The organism is Thioalkalivibrio sp. ALMg9 (assembly GCF_000380625.1).
Lineage (GTDB): Bacteria > Pseudomonadota > Gammaproteobacteria > Ectothiorhodospirales > Ectothiorhodospiraceae > Thioalkalivibrio > Thioalkalivibrio versutus.
The window spans coordinates 270028-296799 of record NZ_AQYC01000006.1 but is presented as its reverse complement, the minus strand read 5'-3'; the positions used below and the strand labels follow the sequence as shown (position 1 = coordinate 296799).

Here is a 26772-nt window from a genome sequence, read left to right as displayed (position 1 = left end):
CCTCGGGTTAGTCGAATGTGTTCGGGTGCGGGCCGGGTGCCTGAGTCGGTTGGTCCTGCGGTGCTCGCAATGCAGGCTCCAGCAGTCGCCACAGCACGTCGCCCTGCTGGTCGAGCGGAAACTCGAAATCGGAGAGTGACCAGCGCATGACCAGCCCCTGGATCATCGCCACGATCAGGCGGGCGGTTTCGGCGGTTTCCAGGTCCTGGCGAAAGCATCCCTGGGTGACGCCTTCCCGGAGCAGTTCCTCCAGCCGGGAGGTGTAACGGTCGATGATGTCGCGGACCACGGCCTTCAACTCGGGGTCTTCCAGGTGCAGGCGTTCGGAGAAGATCAGGCGCGGCAGCCCCTTGCGCCGACTGATGAATCGCAATTGTCGGGTCAGGAGGTTGCGCAGGCGGACGTCTGCCGAGCCGCGTCCGGACAGCATCGGTGTGAGTACGTCCAGGAGCCTGCGGCCGATGGACTCCAGCGCCGCGCGGAAGATCGCGTCGCGGGTTGGGAAATGCCGGAAGATCGTGGGCTGGGCGATGCCCACCCGATCGGCAATGGCCTGGGTGGAGACGTCCCGTGCCCCGCGTTCGGCTGTCAGGTCGAGTAGGGCCTGAACGATCTCTTCGCGCCGTTCGTCGCCGGATTTTCGTTGCATGCAAGTAAGTAATCGCTTTCGCTCTTTATGATGCAGATCGTATGAAGTTTATGGGGGCGTGGCAAGTGGCTGGGGTGCGTGCACAAACGCACGGGTTTCCATAGACTCGGTGTTTATGAATCAGCTCCCGCCCGACGCCCGCAATCCGACGCTCGAATCCGCCTACCAGCTGCTGCACGATGCCGAGGTGCGCTATCGCGGGCGCACGGTGGGCACGGTGGCCAGCCTGGACGAGCGGGCGCCTGCGGAAAACTATGCCGACTGCTTCATCCGCGACTTCGTGCCCTCGGGGCTGGTCTATCTGCTGAACGACGAGCCCGAGGTGGTGCGCGACTTCCTCGCGCTGATCCTGCAGATCCGCGATACCCAGGAAGAGATCGAGGGCCATCGCCGCCTGCCGCGGGTGATGCCGGCGAGCTTCCGCGTGTTCACCGACGAGAACGGGCGCGAGTCCCTGGCGGCGGACTTCGGCGATCGCGCGATCGGGCGTGTGGCGCCGGTCGACTCGATGATGTGGTGGGTGCTGCTGCTGCGGGCCTACCAGAACCGCACGGGCGATACCGATTTCATCAAAAGTGCCGATGTGCAGCGCGGCATCCGCTTGATCCTGAGCATCTGCCTGCAGGACCGTTTCGAGGTCTTCCCGACCCTGCTGGTGCCGGACGGCAGCTTCATGATCGATCGGCGCATGGGGGTGTTCGGCCACCCGCTGGAGATCCAGGCCCTGTTCTACGGGATGCTGAAGGCCTCGCTGGCGATGCTCGAACCCTGCGACAAGGACTCGGAGCTCTTGTGCGAGCAGTCCGCGATTCGTACGCGGCAGCTGTCCGATTACATTCGCAATTACTACTGGCTGGATCTCGAGCGGCTGAACGATATCCATCGCTATCGCACCGAGCACTTCGGCCACGAGTCCGAGAACTCGCTGAACATCTACCCCGAGAGCATCCCCGATTGGCTGGTGGACTGGATCCCCTCGGAGAGCGGCTACCTGGTCGGCAACCTCGGCCCCGGACGCATGGACTTTCGCTTCTTCAGTTTCGGCAACCTGCTGGCGGTGCTGTTCGGGCTGGCCGACGAACACCAGTCGCGTTCGATCATGCAGACCTTCGAGCAGCGCTTCGAGGACCTGATCGGGACCATGCCGGTCAAGATCTGCTATCCGGCGATGGTGGGCGAGGAGTGGCGCCTGCTGACCGGGTCCGATCCCAAGAACACCCCGTGGTCCTACCACAACGGCGGCAACTGGCCGGCACTGTTGTGGGCGTTCACCGGCGCGGCCCTGCGCGTCGGGCGGCCGGATCTCGCGCGTAGCGTGCATGCGGTCGCGGCCGAGCGTCTGTATCGCGATAACTGGCCGGAGTACTACGACGGGCGCCATGGTCGTCTGGTCGGCCGGCGAGCCAACTATCGCCAGACCTGGTCGGCGACCGCGGTGCTTGTTTCGCAGGGCCTGATCGACAACCCCGAGACCCTCAGCCTGTTCGACAGCCCGGAACCCGAGGTGCCATGAAAAAGACCCAGAGCAAGTCACGCGACGGTGAAGGCCTTTATCTCGTCCTGATCAGTGTCCACGGCCTGGTCCGCGGACGGGAGCTGGAGCTGGGCCGTGACGCCGACACCGGCGGGCAGACGCTCTACGTGGTCGAGCTGGCACGGGCCCTGGCCCGTCATCCGCAGGTTGGCCGGGTCGACCTGCTGACCCGGCGGGTGGTCGACAGCAAGGTATCCGCCGACTACGCCGAACCGGAAGAAGACCTGGGCGACGGGGCCCATATCGTGCGTCTGGACTGCGGCCCGCGGCGCTACCTGCGCAAGGAGAAGCTCTGGCCCTATCTGGACTGCTTCGCCGACAACGCCCTGGGGCATATCCGGCGGGTGGGGCTGCGGCCGGACGTGATCCACGGGCATTACGCCGATGCCGGGCATGTCGCGGTGCAGCTGTCGAACCTGCTGGGCGCACCGATGCTGCAGACCGGCCACTCGCTGGGGCGGGTCAAGCGCGAACGCCTGCGCGAGAGCGGGATGTCGGACGCCGACATCGAGGCGCGCTACAACATCTCCACCCGCATTCATGCGGAGGAGGAGGCGCTGGCCCATGCCCACCGCGTGATTGCCAGTACCCGCCAGGAGATTGGCGAACAGTACGCGACCTACGACAACTATCAGCCGGAGCGCATGGAGGTGATTCCGCCGGGCACCGACCTGACGCGCTTCCATCCGCCGAAGCGGGGTCAGCGCAAGCCGCCGATCTGGGCCGCGGTCCGGCGCTTCCTGGAAACCCCCGATCGCCCGCTGATCATGGCGCTGTCGCGCGCCGACGAGCGCAAGAACATCCGCGGCCTGTTGGAGGCCTACGCCGGGAATGACTGGCTGCGCGAGAACGCGAACCTGCTGATCGTTGCCGGTAACCGTGACGACATCGCCGACCTCGACAAGGGCGCGCGCGACGTCATGACCGATCTGCTCCTGCGGATCGATCGCCACGACCTGCATGGCCTGGTGGCCTACCCGAAGCACCACGACTCCGACGACGTGCCGGATCTCTACCGCCTGGTGGCCTCAAGCAAGGGCGTATTCGTGAACCCGGCGCTGACCGAGCCCTTCGGCCTGACCCTGATTGAGGCCGCGGCCAGCGGCGCCCCCATCGTGGCCACCAACGACGGCGGACCGGAGGAGATCATCTCGCGCTGCCACAACGGACAGTTGATCGATCCGCTGGATCCGGAGGGCATCGCCGACGCGATCCAGGCCATCCTGGCGGATCGTCCGCGCTGGCAGCGTTACTCGCGCGCCGGGCTCAAGGGCGTACGCCAGCACTATTCCTGGGACGGCCACGCCGAGAAATACGTCAAGCTGGTGAAGTCGCTGACCCGCGAGGTGCGCCAGGAGCGCCACCACGAGCGCCGGGTCTCCGGTCATCTGGCGCAGATGGATCGCGCCGTGATCACCGACATCGACAACACCCTGCTGGGCGATGACAAGGCCACTCGTGCCTTCGTCGCCTGGCTCAAGCGCAATCGCAAGCGTGTCGCCTTCGGCGTGGCCACGGGACGGCGCATCGATTCGGCCGCGGCGATCCTCGAGGAGCATGGCGTGCCCACCCCGGACGTCTGGATCACCTCGGTGGGCAGCGAGATTCATTACGGCACCAAGCAGACCGAGGATCGCGGCTGGGCGCGCCATATCAGTCATCGCTGGGAGCCGGACCGGCTGCGCGAATGTCTGCAGCAGGAGAAAAATCTGGTCCTTCAGCCGGATGTGGACCAGCGCGCATTCAAGGTCAGCTTTTTCGTCGAGCCGCCCGGCAGTCTGGATGCGAAGGCGGTGGAGACCCGGCTGTACCGCGAGGACCTGCACGCCCGGGTGATCTACTCGCACGACCGGTTCCTCGACCTGCTGCCGGTGCGCGCCTCCAAGGGCCTGGCGGTGCGCTATCTCTCCGACAAGTGGGGCATCCCGCTGGAGCACGTGCTGGTCGCCGGCGATTCTGGCAACGACGAGGACATGCTGCGCGGGCGCCTGCTGGGGACCGTGGTGGGCAACCACCAGCCAGAGCTGGAGAGCCTGCGCGGCTTCCAGCGCATCTTCTTCGCCGGGGCCACGCACGCGCGGGGCCTCCTCGAAGGGATCGAGCACTTCGACCTCCTCAACCGCTGCGAAAGCCCGGGCGACGCCGAGGCCGAAGAATAGCCCGCGTTTGCTAGCGCCAAGCGCGTGAAGGCCCGAAGAAGGGCCAAGGCCGTTGCGCCACAGAGGGCTCGAAGATCGCGGAGTGAGTGGATGTTGCCGCCAAACCCATTTCGCTCTGCGGATTTGCGGGGACGGCCAATCACTTCCAGGCCTTGCCCTTCCTGCACGAAGGGCATGTTCCCCGGTCGTGCCTTCGTGTGCTTCATGGTGGATTGCCCTGGTGAGGCAGGGCGTCAGGGCACGGGCAGCAGCAGGGCGATCCCGGTGAGGACGGTGACGACCTCGAAGGCGCGTTTGACCAGGCGGTTGCCGTAGTGCTGGGCCGCCCAGGCGCCCAGATATCCGCCAACAAAACTGCCCACCAGCAGTGCCGGAAGCCAGTCCCACTGTACCGTCCCGAGCGTCCCGAGCATCAGGGCGCCCGCCCCGTTCCAGACCAGGCCGACCAGGACCATGGTGTAGGCGACCGCCTGGGTATAGTTCATGCCGTACCAGCGCACCAGCCACAGGGTGACCATCAGCCCCGTGCCCGAGGCCAGCGAGCCGTTCAGGATGCCGATCAGGAACAGACCGGCCGCGCCGATCAGGGCGTGGCTCCAGGAAAATCCGATCTCGCGCACCACCTGCCCGAGCTGCGGGCGGCGCCAGGAGTACCAGCCGAGGCCGATGGTCAGCAGGCCCAGGGCGATTTCGCCGGCCCGCGGCGGGATCCCCAACACCAGCCAGGCACCGATTAACACCCCAGGCAGACCGGCCAGCAGGATAATGGCTAGGCGCCTGGGCGCGAATGTGCTTTTCTTGACGTGGCGCAGGCCGGCACCGGCACCCAGAGCCACGGATGCGATTTTATGGGTGGCCAGTGCCACGGGGTAGGGAAGGCCCAGAAAAATCAGGGCGGGCAATTGCAAAAGGCCCGCCCCGCCACCGGCCAACGCGGAGAACCCGTTGGCCACGATGGCGATGAAGACGAGTCCGAGGTGTTCGAAAATGGTCATTTGGGGTGTGTGGAACGGGCAGCGGTCAGGGCTTTTTCGCCCGGCGCTGGCCGGTGCGTTGTTGCTGGGGCTCGCGGTCCCGGTCCAGGCGGATATCTACCGCTGGGTGGATGATAACGGGACCGTACACTATTCCAGCACCCCGCAGCCCGAGACCAGCCAGCGCGAACGCCGCATCTACGACTCCGAGGGGCGCATGCGCGAGATCCTGCCGGCCCCGATGAGCGCCGAGGAGCGGGCGCAGGCCGCGGCCGAGCGCGAGCAGGCGGAGCGCAACCTGGAGGCGACGCAGCGCGCGCGACAGGATCGAGTGGCGCGCGAGCACCAGTTGCGCCGGGCTTACACCTCGCTGGAGGAGATCGAGGAGCTGCGTGAGCGCCGCGAGCGTTCGATTGGCGGCAACGTCCTGCGCAGCGAGGCCCAGGAAAGGACCCTGTTGCGTGAACGCGAGCGCATCCGCCGGCAGCTGGACGGCGCCAATGAAAACTCCTCGCTGGCGGATCGTTACCGGGCGGAGCTGGATGAGCTGGACGCGCGCATTGCTCGCGAGCGCCAGTACCGTCGGGGCCAGCGTGAGCGCCTGTCCGCGATCCACGAGCGCCTGGATCTGGACCGCCGCGACTTTAAGCAACTGGTGCTGAATGGCCGCGTTAACGACTGATCAACGTCCCCACACCCTGGTCGGTCAGTAGCTCCAGCAGTACCGCGTGTTCCACTCGGCCGTCCACGATGTGGGTGGCGTTCACGCCACTGCGCACGGCATCCAGGGCGCAGCGGATCTTCGGGATCATGCCGCCGTGGATGGTGCCGTCGCGGATCATGGCATCCACCTCCGGCGCGGCCAGGCGCGGTAGCAGCGCCCCGCTGCCGTCGAGCACACCCGGCGTGTTGGTCAGCAGGAACAGCTTCTCCGCATCCAGCACCACGGCGAGTTTCTCGGCCGCGGTGTCGGCATTGATGTTGTAGGCCTTGCCGTCGCGGTCGAAGCCGATCGGGGCGATGACCGGGATGAAGTCACTCTGATCCAAGGTGTGGACGATGCTCGGGTCCACACCTTCCACCTGGCCGACATGGCCCAGGTCGACGCTGGGTTCGCCCTCGGCCGCGCCGTAGTCGCGCAACGGGGTCGCGCGGATCATCTGCCCGTCCTTGCCGGTCAGGCCGACGGCTCGGCCGCCGAAGCGGTTGATCAGCGACACGATCTCCTGGTTCACCAGCCCGCCGAGCACCATCTGCACCACGTCCATGGTCTCGCGGTCGGTCACGCGCAGGCCGTTGACGAATTCCGTCTCCTTGCCCAGTCGTTTCAGCAGTTCGCCGATCTGCGGTCCGCCGCCATGCACGACCACTGGATTCACGCCGACCTGCTTGAGCAGAACGATGTCACGCGCGAACGAGGCCTTCAGGTGGTCCTCGGTCATGGCGTTGCCGCCATACTTGATCACGATGGTCTTGCCTGCGAAGCGCTGGATATAGGGCAGCGCTTCAATCAGTACGTGGGCAACGGAATGGGCCGTCTGGGTATCCATGGCGGGTCCGGTTGTCGGGTTTCGCAGCCGCTCAGTTTAGCACCCCGCCTCGCTGGCGCGATCGTCCGCCATTTGAAGATGTATTGAGAGCGAAGCATTTGACTGGCTGGCCTGGCGTCGGCTATAAAGCGCATCCCAAATACATCAATAAGAGGGGCCGGGATGCTGCAATCCATCTCACTGATCCTGACGATCCTGCTGATCGTTCCGATAACCGCCGCCTTCCTGGTCGCGGCGTTTTCCCGACAGCCGGTAGAGGAAGCCGGCACCCTGACGCGCCGGTCCTATCGCCTGCGCGACTGGACGTTCTGGATCCTGCTGGTCGTGGTCACCCCGGTGTTTATCTACACCCTGACCCTGCTCCCCTACGGTGCCGATACCCGAGCCGAGGGTGTGCAATTGGTAAATGTCACGGGACATATGTGGCGCTGGGAACTGTCCCGGGACGAGCTGCGGGCCGGTCAACCGGTTCAGTTCCGAGTGACCAGCCAGGACGTGAACCATGGCTTCGGCATCTATGACGAGGACCTGACGCTGCTGACCCAGACGCAGGCGATGCCCGGCTACACCAACACCCTTGAGTACACCTTCGACGAGCCGGGCACCTACCGCGTGTTGTGCCTCGAATACTGCGGCGTCGCGCATCACGCGATGGTCGCCGAACTGACCGTTACGGAGTGATGGCCATGACTGAACAGAAAATGGAATCGGCCGTGCCACGCGGCCCACGCAATGCCGTACTTGTTTACTTGGCCACGACTGTGGTGGTCCTCCTGCTGATGATGGTCTTTGGCCTGTTGATGCGCCTGGAGCAGGCCGGAGTGGATCTGCTCGGAGCCGCCGGTTTCTACCAGGTGCTGACGGCCCACGGGGCCGGGATGGTCGGGGCCGTGGCCATCGGCAGCGTGGCCGTGATGTGGTATTTCCTGCGGCGGCATGTCGCCCTGTCCACAGGGGTGTTCATGCTCAACCTCGTGCTCTTCCTGGTGGGTGCTGTGCTGATTCTGGGCGGGGTGTTCATTGGCGGTTTTGCCGGCGCCTGGACCTTCCTGTACCCGCTGCCGCAGACCCCCATGGGCATGTGGACCCAGGCCGCGGCCGCGTCGTACTTCGTCGGATTGCTGGCGATTGGCGTGGGTTTCCTGCTGCTGTACATCGATGTGGCGCGCGCCCTGATTCGCAGCTATGGGGGGCTGGGCCGTTCGCTGGGTCTGCCGCAACTCTTCGGCCGCCCGGGCGACCCACCGCCGCCGGCCGTGGTGGCCAGCACCATGGTGCTCATCGTGAACACCCTTGGCATCGTTGCCGGGGCCGTGATCTTGACCATGAGCCTGATCAATCTGTACCAGCCCGGTTTCGATATCGATCCCCTGTGGGCCAAGAACCTCATTTACTTCTTCGGCCACGTGTTTATCAACGCCACCATCTACATGGCGGTGATCGCGGTCTACGAGATCCTGCCGCGCTATACCGGCCGTCCGTGGAAGGTTTCCCGTGTATTCCTGGCAGCTTGGGCTGCCTCCACGGTGATGGTGCTGCTCGTCTATCCGCATCACCTGCTGATGGACTTCTCGCAGCCGACCTCTCTCCATGTGCTGGGGCAGGTGATCTCCTACACCAGCGGACTTCCGGTGCTCCTGGTCACGGCCTGGGGTGCGCTGACCAATGTCTATCGTTCCGGCATCCGTTGGGACATTGCCTCCGGCTTCGTCTTCCTTGGCGTGTTCGGATGGGCCGCAGGCGTGATCCCGGCCATCATCGATGCGACCATCGTGGTCAACACGGTGATGCACAACACCCTGTGGGTTCCGGGCCACTTCCACTTCTACTTGCTGTTGGGCGTGGTCGCGATGATGTTCGGCTTCATGGCCTGGCTGACCCGCTCGCAGGAACAGGGCGACGGCTTCTTCGACCGCTTGGGTTTCTGGACCTTTGCTGGCGGAGGCCTCGCGCTGGTAGCGGTGTTCCTCTACAGCGGGGCGTCCAGCGTGCCGCGGCGCTTCGCCGAGCACCTCCCTGAATGGGCAGGCTATGCCCAGCTTGGGTCCGTCGCGGCCGCCCTAGTGATCCTCGGGACGCTGATACTGGCCCTGCGGTTCTTCCTGGGCATGAAGCGTGTGGCCGACAATGTGGCGTAACGTCGTCTACGGCCTGACCATCGTCGCCCTCGGCCTGGGTGGCTTCGCCACCCTGGCCCTGGCCACCGATGGCTACCGCGCGTTCACCGCCGAGGAGGCGCGACGCCTTGCCGCCCGCGAGAATCCGGCACCCGTACCCGCCGTGACCCTGGAGGATGCCCGCGGCGGCGAGCTGGACCTGGCGAGGTTTGGGGATCGCTACGTGGTGCTGGATTTCATCTACACCGGCTGCCATCGCGCCTGCACCACGCTGGGTGCCAGCTTCCATCGTATCCAGGAGGCGCTCCCGGAGGAGGTGCTGGGCAATCGCGTGGCTCTGCTCAGCATCACCTTCGACCTGGAAAACGACGATGCCGCGCGATTACGCGAGTACGGCGAGCGCTTCGGCGCCAATCCGGACGCCTGGTACATGGCGCGCACTCGTGACCAGGGCGAGCTCGACCGGTTGCTGAAGCACTTTCAGGTGGTCGTGATCCCCGACGGCGAGGATTTCGCCCATAACGGGGCCATTTACGTGGTGGGCCCCGACGGAATTCTCCAAGGGATTCACGACATCGATGCGGTGGACGAGGTGGTGGCGTATCTGGAGCCGCGTCTGTGACGAGCCAGTGGCGTCCACTCGCCGGCGCGGCTCTTCTGGTCCTGCTCCTCTTCCCGCCCCTCCGGGGTGCGCTGGAGGGAAGCCTGGTCGGTCACATGCTGGTCCAGATCCCGTTGTTGGTACTCTCCGGTGCCTGGCTGAGCGGCCTGGTTCTGACCCGGGTGTCTGCCTGGGCCCGCAGCGTGGATCGCTACGGGGTGCTCGGGCTTCTGTTCGCGCTGTTCGTGCTGGCCTTCTGGCTCTTGCCGCGGAACCTGGACTGGGCGGTGCTGGATTCGGTCGCGGGTGGCGCCAAGATCGTCACCCTGGTGTTGCTGGCCGGTGTGCCCCTGGGGCTCACGGCTGGACGTTTGCCGCTGATGATCCGCGCCGTGGTCTGGGTCAAGGGGACGGCGATGATGTTCGTGATGGGCTGGCTTTATCGCGAGGCGCCGGATCGCCTGTGCAACGCCTATCTCCTCGGCGAGCAGCAGCTGCTGGGCAACCTGATGCTGGTCGCCGGCGTCCTCAGCCTGCTGGCGATCCTGCTGCTCCTGTTGTTCGGGCCACCCCGGCATGGCGGCGTGTACTCGGAGGCTTCCGGTTAGTCTCGGCCGTATGATCCGGTGCAGTCTTCTCCATTCCCCGGGATGCAGGTGGCCAAGCCCGGAGCCTCGAAAGGTTGTGCCCACATGCCCGGCCTTCCGCCGGGTTGCAGTGACTGCCCACTCTTTAACGTTCAAATATTATGATTGTTTTGATTTGTTCCGGTGGTGCTGATATAAAGCTGCACACTAAATACAACAAATGAAGGTGCTACATGCTCTCGACCGAACAGAAGGCGATCATCCAGCAAACCGTGCCGCTGCTGGAATCCGGCGGCGAAGCCCTCACCCGTCACTTCTACGAGATCATGTTGCGCGACTACCCGGAGGTGCAGCCGCTGTTCAATCAGGCGCATCAGGCCAGTGGCGAGCAGGCACGGGCCCTTGCCAATGCGGTCCTGAACTATGCACGGCACATCGACCGACTGGAGGCCCTGGGCCCGCTGGTGGGCCAGATCGTCAACAAGCACGTGTCGTTGCAGGTGCAGCCCGAGCATTACCCGATTGTCGGCACCTGCTTGTTGCAGGCCATGCGCGAGGTGCTGGGCGAGGAGGTCGCGACCGATGCGGTGCTGGAGGCCTGGGGCGCGGCCTATCAGCAACTGGCCGACATCCTGATCGAGGCCGAAGAGGGCGTGTACACCGCGCACGAACAGCAACCCGGCGGCTGGCGTGGTGCCCGCGCCTTTCGTGTGGAGCGCAAGTTCCCCGAGAGCGAGGAGATCACCTCGTTCTATCTGCAGCCGGTGGACGGTCAGCCCGTCCCGCCGCACCAGCCAGGGCAATACCTCGGGCTGCGCCTGATGATCGACGGCAAGGAGGTACGGCGGAACTATTCCCTGTCGGCGGCGGCGAACGGCGAGAGCCTGCGCATCAGCGTCAAGCGCGAGCCGGGCGGTGTCGCGTCGACGTTCCTGCACGACCGGGTGCAGGAGGGTGACGCGCTGGACGTCTTCCCTCCGGCCGGCGATTTCGTGCTGCGGGCGTCGGATCGTCCCGTGGCCTTCGTGACCGCGGGGGTCGGGATTACGCCGGCGATGGCGATGACCGAGGCGGCGCTGGCGGACGGTCGCGAGGTGCACTTTCTCCACTGTGCGCGACACGGTGGCGTGCACGCGTTTCACGACTGGGTGGAGCGTCAGGCAGAACAGATGTCCGGTCTGACCCGTCGCTATTGCTATAGCGAGCCGCGTGCCGGCGATCAGCCGCATGCCGAAGGCTTTCTGACCCGGGAGCAGCTCGCCGAATGGCTGCCCGACAGCCGCGAGGTGGATGTCTATTTCCTGGGGCCGAAGCCCTTCATGCAGCAGGTGCGCGCCCACCTGCGCGGGCTAGGCATCCCGGACGAGCGGGTGAACTACGAGTTCTTCGGCCCGGCCTCGGCCCTGGAGACCTGACGCCGGTTCAGCCGCGCCCCGAGGAGCCGAAGCCGCCCGCGCCACGGGTGGTCTCTTCGAAGTCCTCGACCACGCGGAAGCGCGGCTGGACGACCGGGACGATCACCAGTTGGGCGAGGCGCTCGCCGACCTCGAGCGTGTAGGCGTTCGCGCTCCGGTTCCAGCAGGAGACCATCAACGGGCCCTGGTAGTCGGCGTCGATCAGGCCGACAAGATTCCCCAGCACCAGGCCATGCTTGTGGCCGAGCCCGGAGCGCGGAAGGATCATCCCGGCATAACCCGGGTCCTCGATGTGGATCGACAGCCCGGTCGGGATCAGCTCGGCCGCGCCCGGCTCCAGCGTCAGTGGGGCCTCGATCATCGCGCGCAGGTCCACGCCGGCCGAGCCGTCGGTGGCCGGGGCGGGCAGCGGGAAGTCCACGCCCATGCGCGGGTCGAGGATCTTCAGGTCAATCTCGGGGACGGGCATTCGGGGTTCCTTGGCAATGACTAATCTGTTTCGCGTGGGTTCAGGCGCTCGATGATCAGGTCGATCAGCGCGCGCGCCAGTTGGGCCTTGGGCTGGTTCGGCAGCGTGCGCTCGCCGCCCTCCCACAGGCACAGCAGCTCGTTGTCGGGGGTGCCGAAGGCGAGGCGCTCGCCGACGCGATTGGCCGCGATTAGGTCGAGCCCCTTGTTTCGGCGCTTGGTCTCGGCGTGCTCGCGCAGGTCCTCGGTCTCGGCCGCGAAGCCCACCAGGAACGGGCGCCGGGGGAGGAGCGTGGCCGCCTGGCGCGCGGCGTCGGCGAGGATGTCCTGGGTGCGTTCCAGGGCCAGGTTCATCGTGGGGTCGGACTTTTTGAGCTTGTGGGCCTGTGGTGCGGCCGGACGGTAGTCGGCCACGGCCGCTGCTGCAATCAGGATGTCGGTCGCGGGCAGGCGTTCCATCACCGCGGCGTGCATGGCGGCGGCGGTTTCGGTGGCCATGCCCTCGACGCCGGCGGGCACGGCCTGTGCGGTTGGGCCATGCACCAGGGTCACGCGTGCCCCGGCATCACGCGCGGCTGCGGCCAGGGCGAAGCCCATGCGCCCGGAGCTGCGGTTGCCGATGAAGCGCACGGGGTCGATGGGTTCGAAGGTGGGGCCGGCGGTGATCAGCACCTGGCGGCCGACCAGCGGGGCGTCTGCCGGTTGCAGCAGCTCGCGTGCGATCGCGGCCGGCTCGCGCAGGCGGCCTTTGCCCTGCTCGCCGCAGGCCTGGTCGCCGCTGTCGGGTCCGATCAGGGTCACGCCGCGTTCGACCAGGGTCGCAATGTTGGCCTGCGTGGCCGGGTGCGCCCACATGCGGTGGTTCATCGCCGGCGCCAGGGTGACCGGCGCGGTGGTGGCCAGCAGCAGGGTGCTCAGCAGGTCGTCCGCCAGGCCCTGGGCGTAGCGGGCAATCAGGTTGGCACTCGCGGGGGCGACCACGATGCGATCGGCCCAGCGCGCCAGGGCGATATGGTCCATGCCGGATTCGGCCTCGGCATCCAGCAGTTCGGTGCGTACCGGCGCGCCGGACAGGGCCTGGAAGGTCAGCGGGGTCACGAAGGCGCGGGCGCCCGCGGTCATCACCACGCGCACCGCGCAGCCGGCGCGCTTGAGCTCGCGCACCAGCTCGCAGGCCTTGTAGGCGGCGATGCCGCCGCTGACGCCGACCAGTATCCGGGGCTGGGTGTCGTGTTCCGTCATGCGCCGGATTCTACCCGGTTCCTTTGTCCTGGCGCGCGGAGACGCCGGCGGTCAGGGCGTAGCGCATTGCATCCTCCAGCGGCAGGTCCAGCGGCTCGACCCGCTCGCGCGGCAGCATCAGGGTGTAGCCGCCGATCTGGTAGCTCATGGGCATGTAGACCGCAAGCGTCTCCGGCCCGCCCAGGTTGTCCGGCAGGCCCTCGAAGTCCTCGCGGGTGACAAAGCCGACCAGTTTGAAGTCGGTGCCGGGGAACGTGACGAGCACGGCCTTCCCGAAGCGCTGATGGATGTCGCCGGAGAGCAGGTTGGTGACGTCGCGCACGGTGCCGTGGATCGTCTTGATCACTGGGATGCGCTGCATCAGGCCCTCCAGCCAGTCGAACAGCCAGCGCACGACATAGGCCTGCAGCAACACCCCGAGGCCGAAGATCAGGCCGATGCCGGCCAGGATCCCCATGCCCGGGAAGTAGAGCAGATCCGGCAGGACGGCCTGCAGCAGGCCCCCGAGGACATCCTCGGCGGTGCTGCCCAGCCACCACAGCAGGGCCAGCGTGATCGCGGCCGGGAGGATCGCGGCCAGGCCGGTCAGGAAGGTGCGGGAGATTCGGCGCACAGCAGGCTCCGTGCAGGGGTGATCTCCGGAATGCTAACGCATTCGTGTCCGCAGCACGGTCGGCTGCCGGTCACGACTGCTCGGGGCGGCACTTCCGTGATCGGGTGCAGTCTATGAAATGGGTTTGAGCGGCATTTTTGCCGATAGAAGGAGCGGACGATGAGCGGATGGACCGGGTTGGGTGCGCTGGCGCTGGTAGTCTCGGCGGTTGCGCTACCGCAGGCCTCCGTCGCGGGGCCATCGGACGCGGCCGCGCCCGAGGACTACGCGATGACGCCCGAGGCGGTGGCGCCGGGCGTCTATGCGGTGATGACGCCGGCGCGGGATCTCCCCAGTCGCGAGAACCTCGGCTGGAACGCGAACATGGCGTTCGTGGTGACCGACGACGGGGTGCTGGTGTTCGACACGGGTTCCTCCGAGACCATGGGTGTGGCACTGCGCGAGGCGATTGCCGAGGTCACCGATCAGCCGGTGCGCTGGATCGTGAACAGCCACAGCCACGGGGATCACTGGCTGGGCAACCACGCCTTCGCCGATTCCGACCCGGAGATCATGGCCGGTTCCGCCGCGATCGCGCGTATGGAGACGGAGGCCGAAGGCTGGGTCGAGAATTTCCGCGAGATGACCGAGGGCGCGACCGGTGACACCACGCCGCTGTTGCCGAATGTTGCGGTGGACGAGCGTATCACCCGTGACCTTGGCGGCACCGAGGTGGTGATTCTTCCCTCCGGGGGTGCCCATTCGCCGGGCGATCTGAGCATCTGGCTGCCGCAGACGCGGGTCCTGCTGGCCGGGGACGTGGTCTACAGCGATCGTGCGCCGTCGGTCTGGGATGGCGATGTTGCGCAATGGATCGACCTGCTGGACGAGCTGATCGCGCTGGAGCCGGTGGTGGTCGTACCCGGCCACGGCCGGCTGGAGGATGCGCAGACGCTGGACCGGCTGCAGCGTTATCTGGTCACGCTTTGGGAGGGGATCGAGGACGGTGTGGAACAGGGGCTGGCCGCTTTCGAGACCGTGCCGCTGGTGCGCGAGCGCATGGGTGACCTGATCGATCACTACCCCGGCTTCGACGACAAGATCGACCGCTCGGTGGCCACCACCTACCCGGATGTCGAGGCCGCGGTGTTCTGAATCCCCGTGTTCAGAACTGCCAGGTGGCGTGCAGCGAGCCGAACTCGGCCGCGCCCTTGGCCTGCCCGCTGAACTCGCGCGAGCGCCAGACATGGGTGTAGCCCAGGCGCACCCCGCCTACATGAAACACGACCCCGGCGGTGAGCTCGCCCACCACGGGGTGCTTGTCTACCGATGGCCCGTCACGAAAGACCGGACCGTCCAGGAACAGGTCGTAGAGCATGAGCCGCGTGTCGATACCGGCAAACGCATAGCCGCCGACGCGCGCGGTGGTCTCGAAGGTGTGGGTGCCGGACAGGGCCGGGCGGATCCGGGGCGGGCCGTAATCGCCCGGCAGGTTGCGCCCCGCACGCACGATGGCACCGGCATTCGCGAAGGTGAAGGGGGTTCCGGCAGCCGCGCCCCAGTGCGGGGTCAAGTCGGCGCCCCAGCCGTTTGGCGTGCGGTGTGACCGGCCGCGCAGCTGGCGTTCGTAGGCCAGCATCAGCGTCGGTTCATTGCCGATCTGGTGATCCCATCCTTTTGGCTCCGGTGCGCTGGACCAGCTGTGGACCTCCCTCTGGGTGCGTTCGGCCAGGGATGCCGGGCCGACCGTACCCAGCGTGACCTGCAGGCGGTCCAGGCGGTTGTCGTGTTCCGCGGCCATGCTGAAATTCAGGTACAGCCAGCCGGCGTAGGGGCGATCATCCGGGTCCGGCGTCGTGCGCTCGATATCCTCCGGGGTGTACATGTTCTGACCCAGGTGGATCGCCGCCTTCAGGCGTTCGGGCTCCTCGCGACGGATGAAGAACGGCAGGCTGTCCGCCACAGTCCGCAGCCAGGGTGGCACGCGTTCCTCGCTGCGCGTCCAGCCGATGCGAACCCCGTTGGTGTAGTAGCGATCCTCGCCCCCGAACAGGTCGTTCTCGAATTCGAAGTGCAAGGCATCGACGCCGCTCCCGGCCAGGCTGGTTGGGCTGGCGACCGCCACGCACAGGAGTGCCGTGGCCAGCAGGCCAGCCTCTCTCCAGCGGGTGGAGCGCCGTCGGGATGTGGGGGTGTTCCGGTATGATTGGCGCATGGACCTCTCCAACCAGATCATCTTCCTGGCCGCGATCGTGCTGCTGGGGAGCATCCTTTCGAGCGTGATCACCTCGCGACTGGGTGTGCCCCTGTTGCTGGTGTTCCTGGTCATCGGGATGCTGCTGGGCCCGGAAGGCCCGGGCGGTCTGGTGTTCGAGAATATCACCGTTGCCTATCTGATCGGCTCGGCGGCGCTGGCGATCATCCTGTTCGACGGCGGGATGCGCACACCGGCGCGCAATTTCCGCATCGGGCTGAAGCCGGCGCTGGGGCTGGCCACACTCGGGGTCATCGTCACCTCGGGGCTGACCGGGGCGTTCGCCGTGTGGTGGCTGGGACTGTCCTGGCTGGAGGGGCTGCTGCTCGGGGCGATTGTTGGGTCCACCGATGCGGCGGCGGTGTTCTCCCTGCTGCGCTCGCGCGGGCTGGAGCTGAAGAGCCGTGTCGGCGCCACGCTCGAGATCGAGTCCGGCTCCAACGACCCGATGGCGATCTTCCTGACCATTGTGCTGATCGAACTGCTGCTGATGCCGGAACAGCAGTTCGGCCTGGTGGTGCTGGTCGAGTTCGTCCAGCAGATGGGCCTGGGCGCGTTGCTCGGGGTGGGTGGCGGCTTTGCCCTGCTCGCGCTGATCAACCGGGTGCCGATGGCGGCCGGGCTTTATCCGCTGTTCGCCATGGCCGGGGCACTGGCTATCTTCGGGCTCACCGGGCTGGTCGGCGGTTCCGGGTTCCTCGCCGTGTACCTGGCGGGGCTGTTGCTCGGCAACCGACCGCTGGAGGCCTCGCAGAACATCAAGCGTTTCCATGACGGCATCGCCTCGCTGGCGCAGATCGGCATGTTCCTGATGCTGGGCATGATCGTCGCCCCGTCCGAGCTCCCGCCGGTGGCGCTGGACGCCGGCCTGGTCGCCGCCGTGCTGATCCTGATCGCGCGGCCGCTGGCGGTGTGGATTTGCCTCTACCCATTCCGCTTTCCCTGGCGCGAGCAGGTGTTCATCTCCTGGGTTGGTCTGCGCGGGGCGGTGCCGATTATCCTCGCGCTGTTCCCCTTGCTGGCCGGGCTGGAACTGGCTGGCTACTTCTTCCACGTAGTGTTCTTCGTCGTGCTGATCTCGCTGCTGGTGCAGGGCTGGACCGTCGCGACCTCGGCGCGCTGGCTGGGGCTGGAGTTGCCCCCCACCACCGCGCGGGTGCAGCGCACCGAGCTCGACATCCCGGGGCAGCAGGAGATGGAGCTGGTCGGCTACCGTCTGGCGGAGACCACCCCGGTGGTGCGCGAGGCCTGGTCGAACTTCCGCTTGCCGGGCAGCGCACGGGTGGTGGCGCATCTGCGCAAGGGCAAATTGCTCGAGACCCTGGAGCTGCTGGATCTGCACGCCGGCGACCATCTCTACATCATGGTCACGCCCGCGGATCTGCATGACCTCGACCGCTTGTTCGTGCCCAAGGACGAGGTGCCGGAACGCCTCACCGAGCGCAGCGTGTTCGGCGAATTCGCGCTCAACGGCGACGCCCAGTTGGGCGCAGTCGGCATGGCCTATGGCGCCCCGGTCCCGCCCGAACGCCAGGGTGAAACCCTGGAGGTCTATCTGCGTCGCGAGCTCCAGGCCGAACCGGTCGTCGGCGATGCCGTCGATCTCGGCCCGATGCGCCTGGTCATCCGCGAGATGGACGGCGCCCGCATCACCCGCGTCGGCCTGAAGCTGCTGAAGCCTTCGTGATCATGTCCTGCCAGGTTAAAAGCAGGGGCATGTGGTCGCTGACTTTCAGCCAGTAATCGGTCGGGTAGCCAATTTCGATCGCGCACTGTGCCAGCTGGTCGTGGGGTACGAAGGCGTAGTCAATGTGATAAGGCTTGTTCGCGTTTCGCTGGAGATAGAACGTGGCCTGGGACTCGCCGCCCTGTGATTCCTCGAACTGGTGGTGGTAAAGGCTTCGCAGCCCGATTGCCTCGAGTTCGGACACGACGTCGGTGTGATTCCACCATTGGTCGGGGCGATCCCAGACCGTGTTGCTGTTGAAGTCGCCAACGATGACCGCCTGATGCTGACGGATTTGTTCGCGGTGGATCTGGAGATATTTCCAGAATTGTCCGATGTACCGAAAGGCCTGCTGGTTGCTGCCCTTGGTCCAGACGGCGATGAAGACCTGATTCTCGTCCAGCACGAACGGCAGAAATAGTTTCAGATCGTTCGTGGCCCATTCGAGGGCCGGGCTGGTCCCGGAAAGCCCGGGCAGCTGAAAGTTTCCGGACCAGTGCAGGGCCCGAACCGAATGGCCATTTCGCGGAAATATTCCGATGCCTTTGTGCCGTGATTCGCCGGCCCAGAGGTAATTGCCGGCCCACTGGTGGAAGGCCGGAGTCGAGTGAGCGGGATCCTCGCATTCCTGAACGACGAGTACATCGGCATCCAGTCTGCTGATTGCATCGAGCTTGTTGCGCAACGCCCCGTTGCAGTTCCAGCTGACGAGCCTCATCCCTATTTTTCGAGCATGGCCTTCAGGCCGGCGAGGTGGGCGCGGGCGGTGAGCTGCTGGGTCTCGGGGTCCGGCGGTTTGGCGTCGGGCCAGTCGAGATGCTCCCCGGGGAGTTCGTCGAGAAAGCGCGAGGGCTCGCAATCGATGCTTTCGCCGTAGCGGCTTCGGCTTTGGGCGTAGGTGATCAGCAGGGTTTGCTGGGCGCGGGTCAGGCCGACATAGGCCAGGCGGCGCTCCTCCTCGATGGAGTCGTCTTCGACGCTGACGCGGTGTGGCAGCAATTCCTCCTCGAAGCCGACCAGGCAGACATGCGGAAACTCCAGGCCCTTGGCGGTGTGCAGGGTCAGCAGCTGTACCGACTCGTTGCCGTCCTGCGAATCCCGGTTGCGGTCGAGGATGTCCATCAGGCTGATGCGATTGACGATGTCGGCAAGGCCCATGCTGCGGGTGTCCTCGGCCTCGTCATCACCGTATTCGACCGTGGTGTTCGCTCCGCCCATGCGCCCGACCCAGTCGATGAATTCGCGCACGTTGTCCATGCGCCGGGTCGCTGCGCGCGGGTTGGGGCTGTTCTCCAGCAGCCAGGATTCGTAGTCGATGTCTTCGACCAGGGCGCGTAGCAGGACGTCCGGGGACTCTTCCGCGCCGCGGCGCTGAAAGCCGTCAATCCAGTCAGTAAAGCGCTCCAGCCGGGCCTGGGCGCGGGCATCCATGTATTCGGAAAGACCGGCGCCGCGCGCGGCCTGCAACAGGGAGGTGCCGCGCTGGTTGGCGTAGTGGCCGAGCTTTTCCAGGGTGGCTGGCCCGATCTCGCGGCGCGGGACGTTGACCACGCGCAGGAACGCGGTGTTGTCGTCCGGGTTGGCGAGCAGGCGCAGGTAGGCAACCAGGTCCTTGATCTCGGCCTTCTCGAAGAACGACTGGCCGCCGCTCAGGCGGTAGGGGATGCCCTGCTCGCGCAGGAGCTTCTCGAACAGCCTGGACTGGTGGTTGCTGCGGTAGAGGATCGCGAAATCCCCCCAGCCCGCGTTGAGACGGAAACGCCGGCGCATCAGCTCGGAGACCACGCGCGCCGCCTCGGTGTCGGCGTCGGAGCAGCCGATGACCTCGATCTTTTCGCCCTCGCCAAGCGCACTCCACAAGCGCTTCTCGAATACGTGCGGGTTGTTCGCGATCAGCGCGTTCGCGGTGTGCAGGATGCGGTTGGTGGAGCGGTAGTTCTGCTCCAGTTTGATTACCTCCAGGCGCGGGAAATCGTCCTGCAGGCGCACGAGGTTTTCCGGGCGCGCGCCGCGCCAGGCGTAGATCGACTGGTCGTCATCGCCGACCACCGTCAGTCCATCACTGACGCCAACCAGCAGGCGCACCAGTTGGTACTGCGCGGAGTTGGTGTCCTGGTACTCGTCGACCAGCAGGTGGCGGATGCGGTCCTGCCAGCGGTTACGCAGCTCCGGATCGTCGCGCAGGCAGTCCACCGGGCGCTTGATGAGGTCGTCGAAATCCACCGCGTTGTAGGCGCGCAGGGCGTCCTCGTAGCGTGGGTAGAGGTTGGCGGCGGCGATGGCCTCCGGGGCATCGGTCATCTGACTCGCCTCGTGCAGCGCCTCCGCCGGCGTCATCAGGTCGTTCTTCCAGCGGCTGATGTGGCCGACCAGTGCGTCCACCTCGGAGCCGGTGTCATCGCGGTAGGTGATTTCGCGCAGCAATTGCCGGCAGTCGCCCGGATCGAGGATCGAGAAGCCGGCACGCAGCCCGGCCGCCTGCAGTTCACGGCGCAGGAAATTGAGCCCGAAGGTGTGAAAGGTGGAGACGCTAAGCCCGCGTGCCTGCTCGCGCGCCAGGCGGCCCTGCACCCGCTCGCGCATCTCGCGCGCCGCCTTGTTGGTGAAGGTGATGGCAACAATGCGGCGCGCCTCGAGCCCGCGCTGCTCGATCAAGTGCGCGATCTTCTCGGTGATCACGCGCGTCTTGCCCGACCCCGCTCCGGCCAGCACCAGCAGTGGGTGGTCCGTGGTGGTCACGGCGGCCTGTTGTTGAGGATTCAGTTCAGACACCGGGGTGATCGATTCCTTCTCAGCGGGGCGCGTAAACTAACCCACGATCCAGCATTCATAAAGACAGTAACGGTGAGGGTAAGCCATTGACCGATGTGTCGGGCACTGCAGCCGCGGCCGGGACGGACGGGTCGCTCCCGCGTCTGACCCAGTTTGATTTTCATCAGCGCCTGATGGATGTGCCGGGCTCGGCGGTGATTCTGTTCACGCGCCAGGGCTGTGGCGCCTGCAAGGTGATGGGTCGGGTCCTGGCGGAGTGGCAGGCGGCCGCGGATGCGCCTGCCTTGTTCGTGGTGGACGCCGAGACGGATACCGCCCTGGTGCGCGAATTCGAGGTCTTCCATCTGCCGGCGCTGTTCGTGTTCCAGGCGGGCGCCTACCACGGTCGCCTGGAGGCCCCGCCCCGGTTGCCCCTGCTGCGCGAGGCGCTGACCGCCTGCCTCGCGCGCCCACCCGAGGAGGCACCATGACCTCGAGCGACATCGACTGGTGGCCGCCCGCGCGCGTGGTGGAAAGCCCGAACCAGGATGCCCGCCCGCCGGGACAGGACCCGGAGTTGATTGTGGTGCATGCGATCAGTCTTCCGCCCGGCGAGTTCGGCGGACCGCATATCGCCGAGCTCTTCCAGAACCGGCTGGATCCGCAGGCCCATCCCTACTTTGCCGAGATCGCGGCGTTGCATGTCTCCGCCCATGTGCTGATTAACCGCGACGGGTGGGCCACCCAGTTCGTGCCGTTCTCCCGCCGTGCCTGGCATGCAGGGGCGTCGCAGTGGTGCGGACGCGAGCGCTGCAACGATTTCTCCATCGGGATCGAACTCGAGGGGACCGACGAGGATCCGTTCACCCCGGCGCAGTACGCCGAACTGGCGCGGTTGGTGGGCTGGCTCCGGGCACGCTACCCCGGTATTGGCGCGGATGGGCTGGTGGGTCACAGCGACATCGCGCCGGGGCGCAAGACGGACCCCGGGCCCTGCTTCGACTGGACGCGCCTGCGGCGGGAATTGCAGGCGGTGACGGCATGATCGTGGATTTGTTGCGCCACGGGGAGCCGGAGGGCGGTCAGCGCTATCGCGGTCATGGCTGCGACGATCCGCTGAGCCCGCGCGGGTGGGCCCAGATGGAGCAGGCGGTGAAAGGCGAGGCCGGCTGGCAGTACGTGGTCAGTTCGCCGATGCAGCGTTGCCGCGCCTTCGCTGAACGCTTCGCCGCCGGACAGGATTTACCGCTGTCCCTGGCGCCGGATCTGCGCGAGGTGGGCTTCGGCGACTGGGAGGGGCGGACCCGGGTTGAGCTTCAGCGTGACCGGCCGGAAGAGTACCGCGCCTTCTACGCCGACCCAGTCCACGCGCGGCCGGCAGGGGCCGAGCCGCTGGCGGACTTTCGGCGGCGGGTGGAGACCGGCTTCGAGGCGGCGTTGCGGCCCCTGGAGGCCGAGCGCGTGCTGCTGGTCGTGCACGCCGGGGTGATCCGCGCCCTGGTGGGCTGGGTGATGGGGGTGCCGGACGCGCGGCTGTTCCAGTTGGAATGCGACTATGCCAGCCGCACCCGCCTGCACCGGCACCCGACCCGGGGCTGGCGCCTGATCCACGCCAACCGGGTTTGAGTCGGACGCCGCTCCGGTCTACCCGGCCTGGTTGCTGCGTTTGGGGACGGCCTTCACCGACAGGTAGAAGTCGTTGTTCAGCACGTCGATCAGACGATCGATGTTCGGGTGCTTGCCGGGGTTGGCGCGGGCGTCATCGGCGTGGTTGCCGTACATCAGCAGCCCCGAGTTGGCCGCCTTGGGGCCGATGCCGCCGAAGTCCAGCGCCAGCTGATAGTAGATCTGCAGCGACAGGCTCTGGCCTTCCACGTTTTCGATGGTCGCGGTGGGGTTGTAGTCTTCGCCAAACAATTCCAGGCGTTCGATATTGCTGACGTCGGGCAGCTTCTTGGACATGTCGGGCTCCTCGAAATAATGGCGGCATTATCGGGGCATGACCCGGTGGCGACAACCAACCCGCGAAGGCGGCAGGGTCGCGCCGGGTCAGCGACGAAGGCGCCACATGCTAAGATAGCGGCTTTTGTCGAGGGGACACGAACATGTCGCGAAGCGCGTTCATGGAGGCCGCCCAGGCCGCCGCCGATGCCGCCGAGAAGGTAATCCGCCACTATTACGAGGCGGGTGTCGACGTCGAAACCAAACCCGACGATACCCCGGTGACCCGGGCCGACGTGGAGAGCGAACAGGCGATCCGCCAGGTGATCCGCGAGCACTTCCCGGATCACGGTTTCTACGGCGAGGAGACCGGGCAGTCGGACATGGATTCCGACTATGTCTGGCTGATTGACCCGATCGACGGCACCAAGAGCTTCGTGCGTCGCTACCCGTTCTTCTCCACCCAGATCGCGCTGATGTACAAGGGCGATCTGATCCTGGGGCTGTCCAATGGCATCCAGTTCGGCGAGCGGGCCTGGGCGGAAAAGGGCCAGGGCGCGTTCCTGAATGGCGACCCGATCGCGGTCGAGAAGACCACCGATCTGGGGCGGGCCTCCCTGTCCACCGGTAACCTCAAGTCCCTGGCGCAGAATGCTGAAGGCTGGAAGGCACTGGGCAGCATCACGGCCGAGGTGAACCGCACCCGTGGCTACGGCGACTTCTACCACTACCACCTGCTGGCGCGCGGCAGCATCGACCTGATCGTCGAGTCGGACGTGAATATCCTGGATATCGCCGCACTGGCGGTGATCGTGCGCGAGGCGGGGGGCGTGTTCACCAACCTCTCTGGCGGCGAACTGGACCTGCAGACCGCGAATGTCCTGGCCGCGGCCACCCCGGAACTGCATCGTACGGCCCTGACCCGCTTGGGCTGGAAGGGCTAGTCAGCGCCTTCCCATGCGCCCCGATCGGGGCGCATGGGGTTGCCGGCGCCGGGGGTTATTCTCCGGCGCCGTTCCCGTTGGTTCCCACCAGTCCGTGGGTGCGCAGCTTCTTGCGCAGGGTGGCGCGGTTGAGCCCGAGCAGGGCCGCCGCGCGGCTCTGGTTGCCCCCGCAGCGCTCCAGCACGCTGGCCAGGAGGGGACGCTCCACCTCGTTCATCACCAGCGCGTATAGATCGTGGCTGCTCTGCCCATCCAGGGTCTCGAAGTACTGGTCCAGTGCATGGCGCACGGACTCGGCCAGCACACAGTCGGACGGGAGGACGCCTGCAACCGGCGTCTCGTGGACCTCTGGGTCCTGTTCGAGTGGCATGTTCATGCTCATGCAGCCTCGCTTGCGATTCCCGTCAGGTGGGCCCGAAGGCGCCACAGTTGTTCGCTGGCCGTGGGGGCGGCGAGAAGATCAGCCCGGGCCGCCCGGGTGCGGGCCTCGTCGAGACCCAGGCCCTGAAGATACCAGCCCAGGTGCTTGCGCGCGATGCGCACGCCCTGCGGTTCGCCGTATTGGGCGTGCAGTTCGCCAATGTGCTCCTCGATCAGGGCCAGGCGGGCGGCGCGCCCGGGTGCCGGCGGTATCGGTTCGCCCGCCAGCGCGGCCCGGATCTGGCCCGGGAGCCAGGGCTGGCCCTGGGCGGCACGCCCGATCATCACGCCCGCCGCACGGGTCGTATCCAGTACCTGCAGGGCCTTTTCGGGGCCGGTGATGTCGCCATTGGCGAGCACGGGGATGGAAACGGCCCGGACGATGCGCGCGATGGCGGCGTAGTCCGTCTCTCCGCGATAGGCATCGGCCCGCGTGCGGCCATGCACGGTCAGCATCGCAATGCCGCAGTCCTCGGCAATGGCCGCGATGGTCTCGCCGTTGATCCGTTCGCGGTCGAGGCCCAGGCGCATCTTCAGGGTCACCGGGACCGTGACCGCGGTGGTGAGCGCCTGGAGCAGTTCGCGCACCCGTTCCGGCTCGCCCAGTAGCGCCGATCCGGCGGCCTTGCTGCAGACCTTCTTGGCCGGACAGCCGAGGTTCAGATCAATCACGTCGGCACCGCGGCGCACGTTCTCGCGCGCAGCCTCGGCCAGGGCCTCGGGTTCGTTACCCAGCAACTGTACGATGCGCGGGCGCGGCTCCTGGCGATGATCCAGGCGGTGGCGGCTCTTGTCGCTGGTCCATAGTCGGGTGTCGGAGGTCACCATCTCGGATACCGCCGCGCTGGCCCCCATGCGGCGGGCCAGTAACCGAAACGGACGGTCGCTGACCCCGGCCATCGGCGCCAGAAACACGACAGGGTCGGGGAAGTGGTGAGTTCCGAGCTGCATCGGGGCTATCGGGTCGGGAGCAAGCGGGCCAGTCTAGCAGCTAACCTGCGCGGTTTCCGGTGCGGTCGATCGCGAAACCATGTGAATGCGCGCGAGCTTGGACCCGAGAATTACCGTGGCTGGATTTCGATGCCGGTGATGTGGCCATGAGGGCTGGCAACGGCCAGACGCACGGAATGGGGGGAGTGGGCATTCATCGGTGCGTGGGTGTCGGTGTAGTCGTCGGGGGTTAGCCGGAGGGTGCCATGGGGCGTCCCAAGCTGGTCGGTCAGGCGAATATCGACGATCGGCCAGGCCTGCCGGATCGGGCTCTCGAGCACGAATTGCAGGTGCAGAGTGCCATCGCTGGTGGTGAAGAAATCGGGCGCCGAGGTGCGGACTTGGCCAGGGGCGCGCCGCGGGTGCCAGGTCGGGCAGGGGATGGCCGCGCACACTTGCGCCCGGGCTTGGTCCAGCTGGGGACTCTGGTCCGGTGCCACGGGCGGGATTGCCAGTAGTTGCGCGCCCAGCAGCAGCATCAGGGCGGCGGCCAGCATGACCCCCGGCCAGGAGCGTCGGCGTATCGTGTTTGCCGAGCCCAGGGGGCTTGCGTGGCGTTCGATGTTGAGGGGTATTGCAGCGCCCGGGGCCCGCTCGATGGCGTGGAGGGGCGCCTGCCGTGCCGGGAGGAGCCCCTGGCCCAACACGCGTTCGCCCGCGCCGCCGATCTCCAGTGCCGGGAACAGATCGAACTCGGCATCGCAATTGGAGCAGTGCACTCGCCTCTGGCGGAGCTTGGCCCCGCGGGCGAGGGCGTGGGTGACGCCGCATTGGGGGCAGCGGGCCAGCATCCTACGGGCTGGGCGTCAGGTGTCGCGAGGATTCGCCCGATGGGGCCTGCTGATGGGCTTGCGGCGCGTTGCTGCAGCCGGGCGATCCTGTGCTTGCGGCGCCTTGCCGTTGAGAGCGATCGACTCGGCCGGGCGCGTCCATGACTCAGCGTCTCCCTAGCGCCGGCGGCCGCCGAGCAGGGCCCAGCCTTCGCGGCAGTCCTCGACGCCGATATCGAAGGTGTCAGAGTAGGCCGCGATGACTTCGTCTGCCTGGCGTTCGAGCAGCCCGGCGAGCAGGATGCGTGCGCCCGGTTTCGCCGCCCGAGCCAACTCCGGTGCCAGATCGATCAGCGGCTTGGCGAGGATGTTGGCCAGCACCAGGTCATAGGCCGCGTCGGGCACAGGGTGATCGGTCAGCCCCGTCTCCAGCTGTGCGGGCGGGATGGCGTTGGAGTCGGCATTGCTGCGGGTGGCTTGCACGGCCTGTTCATCGATGTCGATGCCCAGTGCATGGCGTGCGCCCAGCTTCAGGGCGGCGATCGCGAGGATGCCTGAGCCGCAGCCGTAGTCGAGGACCTCTTGATCGCGCGGTGGCTGCTGGGCCAGGGCGGCCAGGCACATCGCGGTGGTCGGGTGATTGCCGGTCCCGAAGGCAAGGCCGGGGTCCAGGCGCACGAAGGTGCCTTCCTCGATCGCCGGTTCGTCCTCCCAGGAGGGCACGATCCAGAGTGCGCCGCCGCAATGGATGGCGCCAAGACCGTCCAGCCCGGCGCGGACCCAGTCCTGGTCCTCGATCGCCTGGACCTGGATCGCCTCCGGGGCCTGCGCTTGGCGCGCCAGCGCGGCGGCGGCGAGGTCCGCCTGGGTGGTGTCCGGGAACACCGCCTTCAGGCGCACGGTGGACCACAGGGGATGGGTGCCCAGGGGCGGCTCGAAGAGGGGTTCGTCTGCGGCGTCGAACAGCTCGACGCTGACGGCACCCAGTTCGAACAGGGTGTCCTCCAGCGGCTCGGCTTGTTCCGGGCTGATCTGGCATTCAAGTTCGGCAAGGCTCATGGCATCAGGCTCGTGGCGCGAGGGGGAAG

The 26772-nt window shown here is 66.6% G+C and carries 28 protein-coding genes; 14 read left to right on the top strand and 14 right to left on the bottom strand.

The window, feature by feature from the left end; genetic code table 11:
• Positions 1 to 7 precede the first annotated feature (7 nt).
• The gene (locus F792_RS0103535) at positions 8 to 649 is read right to left on the bottom strand and encodes a TetR/AcrR family transcriptional regulator (protein WP_018168396.1); all 642 of its coding nucleotides are present in this window, start codon (positions 647 to 649) and stop codon (positions 8 to 10) included.
• 115 nt (positions 650 to 764) lie between these two features.
• Between F792_RS0103535 and F792_RS0103530 the strand changes: the two genes are divergently transcribed.
• Together F792_RS0103530 and F792_RS0103525 are read left to right on the top strand one after the other, a co-directional pair.
• Positions 765 to 2162, top strand: a complete 1398-nt coding sequence (locus tag F792_RS0103530; RefSeq protein ID WP_018168395.1) for a glycoside hydrolase 100 family protein — start codon at positions 765 to 767, stop codon at positions 2160 to 2162.
• Positions 2159 to 4342: an HAD-IIB family hydrolase gene (locus F792_RS0103525; protein ID WP_018168394.1), complete on the top strand. Its 2184-nt coding sequence runs from the start codon at positions 2159 to 2161 to the stop codon at positions 4340 to 4342. Before F792_RS0103530 ends, F792_RS0103525 begins: the two co-directional genes overlap by 4 nt.
• A gap of 233 nt (positions 4343 to 4575) precedes the next feature.
• Here F792_RS0103525 and F792_RS0103520 read toward each other — a convergent pair whose 3' ends face one another.
• Positions 4576 to 5337: a sulfite exporter TauE/SafE family protein gene (locus tag F792_RS0103520; RefSeq protein ID WP_018168393.1), complete on the bottom strand. Its 762-nt coding sequence runs from the start codon at positions 5335 to 5337 to the stop codon at positions 4576 to 4578.
• On the opposite strand from F792_RS0103520, the gene F792_RS0103515 reads away from it, so the two are divergent.
• Positions 5330 to 5998 carry a DUF4124 domain-containing protein gene (locus F792_RS0103515; protein ID WP_018168392.1) on the top strand — a complete coding sequence of 223 codons (669 nt, stop codon included), beginning with the start codon at positions 5330 to 5332 and terminating at the stop codon, positions 5996 to 5998. The two genes, F792_RS0103520 and F792_RS0103515, sit on opposite strands and share 8 nt — an antisense overlap.
• On the opposite strand, the gene argB is transcribed toward F792_RS0103515, so the two are convergent.
• Complete coding sequence (gene argB, locus F792_RS0103510; protein WP_018168391.1) at positions 5988 to 6866, bottom strand: acetylglutamate kinase; 879 nt, start codon at positions 6864 to 6866, stop codon at positions 5988 to 5990. The two genes, F792_RS0103515 and argB, sit on opposite strands and share 11 nt — an antisense overlap.
• Before the next feature lie 162 nt (positions 6867 to 7028).
• Here argB and F792_RS0103505 point away from each other — a divergent pair, with 162 nt between their 5' ends.
• From F792_RS0103505 to hmpA, 5 genes are all read left to right on the top strand, one after another.
• Complete coding sequence (locus tag F792_RS0103505) at positions 7029 to 7547, top strand: hypothetical protein (RefSeq protein ID WP_018168390.1); 519 nt, start codon at positions 7029 to 7031, stop codon at positions 7545 to 7547.
• 20 nt (positions 7548 to 7567) lie between these two features.
• On the top strand, positions 7568 to 9004 hold the full coding sequence (locus F792_RS0103500) for a cbb3-type cytochrome c oxidase subunit I (protein ID WP_369772408.1): 1437 nt from the start codon (positions 7568 to 7570) through the stop codon (positions 9002 to 9004).
• Positions 8994 to 9605: an SCO family protein gene (locus tag F792_RS0103495; protein WP_018168388.1), complete on the top strand. Its 612-nt coding sequence runs from the start codon at positions 8994 to 8996 to the stop codon at positions 9603 to 9605. Before F792_RS0103500 ends, F792_RS0103495 begins: the two co-directional genes overlap by 11 nt.
• Positions 9602 to 10192 carry a hypothetical protein gene (locus tag F792_RS0103490; protein WP_018168387.1) on the top strand — a complete coding sequence of 197 codons (591 nt, stop codon included), beginning with the start codon at positions 9602 to 9604 and terminating at the stop codon, positions 10190 to 10192. Before F792_RS0103495 ends, F792_RS0103490 begins: the two co-directional genes overlap by 4 nt.
• Before the next feature lie 212 nt (positions 10193 to 10404).
• Entirely contained in the window at positions 10405 to 11586 is a 1182-nt protein-coding gene (hmpA, locus tag F792_RS0103485; protein ID WP_018168386.1) for an NO-inducible flavohemoprotein, read from the top strand.
• Between the two features lie 7 nt (positions 11587 to 11593).
• On the opposite strand, the gene dut is transcribed toward hmpA, so the two are convergent.
• Genes dut through F792_RS0103470 form a run of 3 tightly spaced genes read right to left on the bottom strand, consistent with a single transcriptional unit; the run spans position 11594 to position 13909 of the window.
• Positions 11594 to 12055, bottom strand: a complete 462-nt coding sequence (dut, locus tag F792_RS0103480; RefSeq protein ID WP_018168385.1) for a dUTP diphosphatase — start codon at positions 12053 to 12055, stop codon at positions 11594 to 11596.
• A gap of 20 nt (positions 12056 to 12075) precedes the next feature.
• Positions 12076 to 13296 (bottom strand): bifunctional phosphopantothenoylcysteine decarboxylase/phosphopantothenate--cysteine ligase CoaBC, encoded by a 1221-nt coding sequence (coaBC, locus tag F792_RS0103475; protein ID WP_018168384.1) that lies wholly within the window; start codon positions 13294 to 13296, stop codon positions 12076 to 12078.
• 10 nt (positions 13297 to 13306) lie between these two features.
• Positions 13307 to 13909 carry a DUF502 domain-containing protein gene (locus F792_RS0103470; protein ID WP_018144675.1) on the bottom strand — a complete coding sequence of 201 codons (603 nt, stop codon included), beginning with the start codon at positions 13907 to 13909 and terminating at the stop codon, positions 13307 to 13309.
• A gap of 159 nt (positions 13910 to 14068) precedes the next feature.
• Here F792_RS0103470 and F792_RS0103465 point away from each other — a divergent pair, with 159 nt between their 5' ends.
• Positions 14069 to 15043 carry an MBL fold metallo-hydrolase gene (locus tag F792_RS0103465; RefSeq protein WP_018168383.1) on the top strand — a complete coding sequence of 325 codons (975 nt, stop codon included), beginning with the start codon at positions 14069 to 14071 and terminating at the stop codon, positions 15041 to 15043.
• 10 nt (positions 15044 to 15053) lie between these two features.
• Here the strand turns inward: F792_RS0103465 and F792_RS0103460 are convergent, their stop codons facing one another.
• Positions 15054 to 16013, bottom strand: coding sequence for a lipid A deacylase LpxR family protein (locus tag F792_RS0103460; RefSeq protein WP_018168382.1), 960 nt, complete (start codon positions 16011 to 16013; stop codon positions 15054 to 15056).
• Positions 16014 to 16101: 88 nt separating this feature from the next.
• On the opposite strand from F792_RS0103460, the gene F792_RS0103455 reads away from it, so the two are divergent.
• A complete protein-coding gene (locus tag F792_RS0103455) occupies positions 16102 to 17829 on the top strand; it encodes a potassium/proton antiporter (protein ID WP_018144672.1) in 1728 nt (575 codons plus the stop codon).
• On the opposite strand, the gene F792_RS0103450 is transcribed toward F792_RS0103455, so the two are convergent.
• Positions 17792 to 18586 (bottom strand): endonuclease/exonuclease/phosphatase family protein, encoded by a 795-nt coding sequence (locus F792_RS0103450; protein ID WP_081620109.1) that lies wholly within the window; start codon positions 18584 to 18586, stop codon positions 17792 to 17794. The genes F792_RS0103455 and F792_RS0103450 overlap by 38 nt on opposite strands.
• A 2-nt stretch (positions 18587 to 18588) precedes the next feature.
• The gene (locus F792_RS0103445) at positions 18589 to 20640 is read right to left on the bottom strand and encodes a UvrD-helicase domain-containing protein (protein ID WP_018168379.1); all 2052 of its coding nucleotides are present in this window, start codon (positions 20638 to 20640) and stop codon (positions 18589 to 18591) included.
• An 86-nt stretch (positions 20641 to 20726) separates the two neighbouring features.
• On the opposite strand from F792_RS0103445, the gene F792_RS0103440 reads away from it, so the two are divergent.
• Genes F792_RS0103440 through F792_RS0103430 form a run of 3 tightly spaced genes read left to right on the top strand, consistent with a single transcriptional unit; the run spans position 20727 to position 22245 of the window.
• Entirely contained in the window at positions 20727 to 21110 is a 384-nt protein-coding gene (locus tag F792_RS0103440) for a thioredoxin family protein (protein ID WP_018168378.1), read from the top strand.
• Entirely contained in the window at positions 21107 to 21664 is a 558-nt protein-coding gene (ampD, locus tag F792_RS0103435) for a 1,6-anhydro-N-acetylmuramyl-L-alanine amidase AmpD (RefSeq protein WP_018168377.1), read from the top strand. Before F792_RS0103440 ends, ampD begins: the two co-directional genes overlap by 4 nt.
• A complete protein-coding gene (locus F792_RS0103430; RefSeq protein ID WP_018168376.1) occupies positions 21661 to 22245 on the top strand; it encodes a histidine phosphatase family protein in 585 nt (194 codons plus the stop codon). Before ampD ends, F792_RS0103430 begins: the two co-directional genes overlap by 4 nt.
• An 18-nt stretch (positions 22246 to 22263) precedes the next feature.
• Here the strand turns inward: F792_RS0103430 and F792_RS0103425 are convergent, their stop codons facing one another.
• The gene (locus F792_RS0103425; RefSeq protein WP_018144666.1) at positions 22264 to 22581 is read right to left on the bottom strand and encodes a DUF2322 family protein; all 318 of its coding nucleotides are present in this window, start codon (positions 22579 to 22581) and stop codon (positions 22264 to 22266) included.
• A gap of 161 nt (positions 22582 to 22742) precedes the next feature.
• Between F792_RS0103425 and F792_RS0103420 the strand changes: the two genes are divergently transcribed.
• Entirely contained in the window at positions 22743 to 23504 is a 762-nt protein-coding gene (locus F792_RS0103420; protein ID WP_018168375.1) for an inositol monophosphatase family protein, read from the top strand.
• 55 nt (positions 23505 to 23559) lie between these two features.
• Here the strand turns inward: F792_RS0103420 and F792_RS0103415 are convergent, their stop codons facing one another.
• From F792_RS0103415 to prmA, 4 genes are all read right to left on the bottom strand, one after another.
• Positions 23560 to 23886, bottom strand: a complete 327-nt coding sequence (locus F792_RS0103415; RefSeq protein ID WP_018144664.1) for a helix-turn-helix domain-containing protein — start codon at positions 23884 to 23886, stop codon at positions 23560 to 23562.
• Positions 23883 to 24875, bottom strand: a complete 993-nt coding sequence (gene dusB, locus F792_RS0103410; protein ID WP_018168374.1) for a tRNA dihydrouridine synthase DusB — start codon at positions 24873 to 24875, stop codon at positions 23883 to 23885. The genes F792_RS0103415 and dusB overlap by 4 nt, the downstream gene beginning before the upstream one ends.
• Positions 24876 to 24985: 110 nt before the next feature.
• Positions 24986 to 25633, bottom strand: a complete 648-nt coding sequence (locus F792_RS0103405) for a DUF3426 domain-containing protein (RefSeq protein WP_018168373.1) — start codon at positions 25631 to 25633, stop codon at positions 24986 to 24988.
• A 228-nt stretch (positions 25634 to 25861) separates the two neighbouring features.
• Positions 25862 to 26743 carry a 50S ribosomal protein L11 methyltransferase gene (gene prmA, locus F792_RS0103400; protein WP_018168372.1) on the bottom strand — a complete coding sequence of 294 codons (882 nt, stop codon included), beginning with the start codon at positions 26741 to 26743 and terminating at the stop codon, positions 25862 to 25864.
• Positions 26744 to 26772 lie beyond the last annotated feature (29 nt).